This is a genomic window from uncultured Kiloniella sp., from assembly GCF_937128705.1.
Lineage (GTDB): Bacteria > Pseudomonadota > Alphaproteobacteria > Kiloniellales > Kiloniellaceae > Kiloniella.
Genome location: NZ_CAKZMP010000124.1, coordinates 1 through 4136, shown reverse-complemented (window position 1 = coordinate 4136; position 4136 = coordinate 1). Strand labels below are relative to the sequence as shown.

6 protein-coding genes are annotated in these 4136 nt (G+C 44.8%); 4 read left to right on the top strand and 2 right to left on the bottom strand.

What is annotated here, in order from left to right:
• Positions 1-105: 105 nt before the first annotated feature.
• Positions 106-663, top strand: a complete 558-nt coding sequence (locus Q0241_RS07130; RefSeq protein ID WP_299375270.1) for a PAS domain-containing protein — start codon at positions 106-108, stop codon at positions 661-663.
• A gap of 173 nt (positions 664-836) precedes the next feature.
• A complete protein-coding gene (locus Q0241_RS07125) occupies positions 837-1478 on the top strand; it encodes a trimeric intracellular cation channel family protein (RefSeq protein ID WP_299375267.1) in 642 nt (213 codons plus the stop codon).
• A gap of 87 nt (positions 1479-1565) precedes the next feature.
• Here the strand turns inward: Q0241_RS07125 and Q0241_RS07120 are convergent, their stop codons facing one another.
• Positions 1566-2288, bottom strand: a complete 723-nt coding sequence (locus Q0241_RS07120; RefSeq protein ID WP_299375264.1) for a VIT1/CCC1 transporter family protein — start codon at positions 2286-2288, stop codon at positions 1566-1568.
• A gap of 208 nt (positions 2289-2496) precedes the next feature.
• Between Q0241_RS07120 and Q0241_RS07115 the strand changes: the two genes are divergently transcribed.
• Together Q0241_RS07115 and Q0241_RS07110 are read left to right on the top strand one after the other, a co-directional pair.
• Complete coding sequence (locus tag Q0241_RS07115; RefSeq protein WP_299375261.1) at positions 2497-3093, top strand: TetR/AcrR family transcriptional regulator; 597 nt, start codon at positions 2497-2499, stop codon at positions 3091-3093.
• A gap of 1 nt (position 3094) precedes the next feature.
• Positions 3095-3973 carry a sterol desaturase family protein gene (locus tag Q0241_RS07110; RefSeq protein WP_299375258.1) on the top strand — a complete coding sequence of 293 codons (879 nt, stop codon included), beginning with the start codon at positions 3095-3097 and terminating at the stop codon, positions 3971-3973.
• Positions 3974-4058: 85 nt separating this feature from the next.
• Here the strand turns inward: Q0241_RS07110 and Q0241_RS22540 are convergent.
• A partial coding sequence (locus Q0241_RS22540; RefSeq protein WP_366941155.1) for a DUF6500 family protein occupies positions 4059-4136 on the bottom strand: 78 nt, incomplete at its 5' end.

Sequence of the window (4136 nt, the reverse complement as noted above, 5' to 3'; positions counted from 1 at the left end):
GCGTAGAACGGATGACGGGGGGTAATCAGGGGGGGCTATTGGGAAATAAAAACCCGGTAGCTTATTAACTCAGTACAAAAGTATCCCGGACGTAGGTGAGATTCAGTGAAAATAAGAAATGCCAGAAATCGCAAGTTTTATGATTATTGGCAGGGGTTAGAGAAATCGGATGGCTTTGATATGCCGAACCGAAGTTCCTTTCGTCCCGAGGATATTCCTTCACTTTTACCCAATATTATTGTTTATGAACTGATTTCCCGGGATGATATCAAAATCCGGTTGCAGGGTACTGCGATCAACGAACGTTTTGGGCATGATATGACCGGGGGGAATTACCTGGATTATGTCGAAGATGATCGCAAACGGATTGCATCGGATGCTTTCTGGTTAATGGCTCAGCAACCGTGTGGTATCTGTGCCGTTTTGGAGCATGCGTTATCTAGCGGACGGAATGTTACAGTTGAATCAATTGGCTTTCCGCTGCGGAATAATATCCCCAATCCTGATGGCGGTGAAGCAAACCCCATTATTATTTATCAAAGTAACGAGATTGATGATCTGAACCCATTGGAATTTCAGTCTGATGAACGTTTGAAACTAATTCTGGTTGTCGAGCGGCAAATCATTGATATCGGCAAAGGGGCACCTGTATTTGTCGATTAGCTCTTAATCTTATTGAAGAGCCTTATGTTTTCGGGAACAACAGCCCAGTTCCTTCTCATTTTCTTAATATAGTCAGCTGTATTCGTTAAATAATTCTGCTGTTTGACCCAATTTTATGTTACTCAGATTGGGGAAGACTGTAATTGTATGCGCAGTAAAGCGAGGGGGCGAAAGTGGATATTGTTCAATGGCTTGATTATGCCGGGGTCGCGGTGTTTGCCGCAACGGGCGCTTTGGCAGCATCACGTAAACAGTTGGATCTTATCGCCTTTTTATTTCTCGCTGCCGTAACGGGCATTGGGGGTGGTACCTTTCGTGACGCAATTTTAGGGCAAACACCCGTTTTCTGGGTACGGGAACATACATATCTTTTGATTTGTGCAGGCACAGGCGCGTTGGTCTTTTTCACAGCACACAGATTTGAATCTCGGTACAAGGTTTTGTTGTGGCTGGATGCAATCGGTATGGCGGTCTTTTCAGTAAAGGGCGCTGAGATTGGGTTTCTGGCAACCGGGTCGTCTTCTGTTGCTATTGTGACCGGTATTTTGACCGCAACTTTTGGCGGGGTTTTGCGGGATATTATTTCTGGCGAACAGTCTGTCCTGATGCGACGGGAAATCTATGTAACCGCTGCGCTATTTGGGGCCGTTGCCTGGGTACTGTCCTACCATGCGGGGCTTGAGAATGTTGTTGGATCGATCCTTGGTTTCCTTGTTGCCTTTGTCATTCGTGGCGGCGCGCTCTATTACGGGTGGAACCTGCCAACTTATAAAAGCAAGCCGGGCCGCACGATGGAAGAGATTGAAAAGCTCTGATCCCTGTTAATTTCTCGTATGGGTCTATTTCTCGTAGGGGTCAATTTCTCGCGGGTGTCAAATTCTCAGGGGCTACAAGCTTTAGATCTAGCCAACAATATCCCGTAAAATATATCCAACACCGTAAGAAACAATAGCCGCGAGGCCGCCGATCAAAAGCGTTTCGCTGCCGGATCGCCACCACGGGGCCAGTGACCAGCGGCTTTTGATCATGCCAGTCGCGAAAAATGCCAAAGCTGTCATGCCACAGGCCAGAGCGAAGGCGTTTGGCAGGGAAAGGATAAAGGGGAGTAAGGGGATAGACCCTGCGATAAAGAAAGCCCCAAAGGTGGATAACGCAGATCTTAACGGATTTCGCGAGGTTGGGGAGATGCCGTATTCTTCAGTGATCATTGTGTTGATCCAGAGTTCTTCATTGGATGTTATCGCGTCGGTGGCTTCCTCTAATGTCGTTCCGCTTAATCCCTTTGCGGATAGAATTTGCCGAATTTCTTCGCGTTCTCCTTCGGGGACTTGGCGAATGTGTTTGCGCTCTATTTCGCGCAGGCGTTCGGTATCATCCAATTCAGATTTGGTTGCGCTGTAGTTGCTTGCTGCCATGGAAAAACCATCCGCCAGTAAATTGGCAACGCCAAGGATGAGAATGACCCGGACGGAAAGCTGTGCGCCGATCACCCCGGACACTACTGCAAAGGTGGTTACGGCACCATCAATGCTGCCATAAACCCAATCCTGTAGGTAACTTGCCTTGTGGCCTTTGGCAAAGCGTTCACGGATAGCTTCTGATGAATGTTCGTGCTCTAGTGTCATAATGCTTCCAGTCTGGTGTCGGTCAGGGTCAAATTTATTTCAGCCGATTGCGGTGCTCGTTATTTTTAAAGAATCATCGTAACTTACTATTTCATAGCTTTCCTTGATTCAGGGCATTATTTTTCGAATCGTTTATTGTCTTATTTGACAATAAACTGAGGTAATCTTATATATTGTCACAGTTGATAATTTATAGTGATGAAATCGAATGCCAAGACCAAGTATGAAGCTGGAAAGAAGAGAAGAGATTTTAAAAGCCTATGAGACGTGCATTGCGCTTTATGGGGTTGAGGGAGCGACACAGAAACGTATCGCCGAAGAAGCGGAAATTGCCCGTCCACTTTTACGTCATCATGTGGGTAATAATGATGAGCTCTTAATTGAGGTGGTTAAACGTTATACGGATAGGTGCCGTACAAGCATGCTAGAATTTGCGGCCTACCCCTTTACCGATCAAGACGAATTGTTGGCCGTTTTATTTTTGGATAATTCAGACTTAACAACTGCGACGGACACAATGATTGCGACAAACCTTATTGTCGTTGCGCAGACACATGCACCGATAAAGGAGCTTATGAAATCGTGGTTTGATGATGTGCATCAAAGCTTTGAATTGGTTTTATCCAAGCTCTACCCCAATGCACCAAAAGACATTGTTACGACTGTAGCGACCGGATTAATCGGGATCTATTTTAACCTAGATGCTTTATTCCCTATCAAAAATAACGATAAAAATTTTCAGAAGAGTTCCTATGGGGCCGCAAAATTATTGCTTGGCGCTTTAGAAAACGAAAGGGAGCTTTGATATGAATTTCTGGACTCACTTATTTGATGAATGGACGCTGTATGAATGGCAAAGTCTGGTCGATGATTGGGTGTTTGTTTTTGCTATGGCCTTTTTTCTTTTTGAAATTGTCAGACTGTTAATCAAAAAGAAGATGACCTGGGCGACTGTGGGGGATTGCTTTGCGAATTTCGTGACTTTGCTTGCCCATGTCGGTTTGATTGCAATGTTTGCGGGTGTTTATCTGGGCGCTTTTTATCTGATCTATCCGGATTATAGCCTTATGCTTATGCCAAGTAACTATTGGACGATTGCACTGTGTATCTTTCTGGCAGATTTGGCCTATTATTGTGAACACAGGGTCGCACATCGTATGGGGCTTGGCTGGGCAACGCACACGGTTCACCATAGCTCGCCCTTTTTTAATATTTCGGTGGCCTATCGGCATGGGCCTTTGGATGCAATTTTTGGCTTGCCGTTTTATATCCCGCTTGTGTTGATTGGTTTTGATCCCTTTTTGGTTTTGTTATCGGCGTCATGTGTACAGCTTTATCAGACACTGTTGCATACGGATACGATTGGAAAGCTGCCTAAATTCTATGAAGCGGTGATGAATACACCTTCGCACCATCGGGTACACCACGGCTCTAATCCACAGTATATTGATAAAAATTATGCGGGCATTTTTATTATTTGGGATAAAATGTTTGGCACCTTTGCCGAAGAAGAGGAAGATGTTATTTACGGGGTGTTGCCGCCGATTAACTCTGTAAATCCTCTGGTGGTTTTCTTTCATGGGTTTACGGGACTTGGTCGCAAGATATGGTCGGCGAAAGGTTTCGGAAATAAGTTGGCCTATTTGATACAACCCCCAGGGTGGCGGCCAAAAAATGACCCATAAATCATAAAGTTTTCCCTCTGTGTATGACATTTACACAGAGGGATATTGCTTATCATGATTTTTAAGGCATCGCTTTTATTCTATTTTATTTTCCATTCAAAACCATGTCTTTGATCTTTTTTGCCTTTTCAAAGTGATCCAACTTATGTGTTTTGATCCACCA

What these genes read in the sequence shown, in the direction of transcription:
- Q0241_RS07120 (WP_299375264.1), bottom strand. Translation starts at nt 2,288, where the DNA reads ATGACACTAGAGCACGAACATTCATCAGAAGCTATCCGTGAACGCTTT.
- Q0241_RS07115 (WP_299375261.1), top strand. Translation starts at nt 2,497, where the DNA reads ATGCCAAGACCAAGTATGAAGCTGGAAAGAAGAGAAGAGATTTTAAAA.
- Q0241_RS07110 (WP_299375258.1), top strand. Translation starts at nt 3,095, where the DNA reads ATGAATTTCTGGACTCACTTATTTGATGAATGGACGCTGTATGAATGG.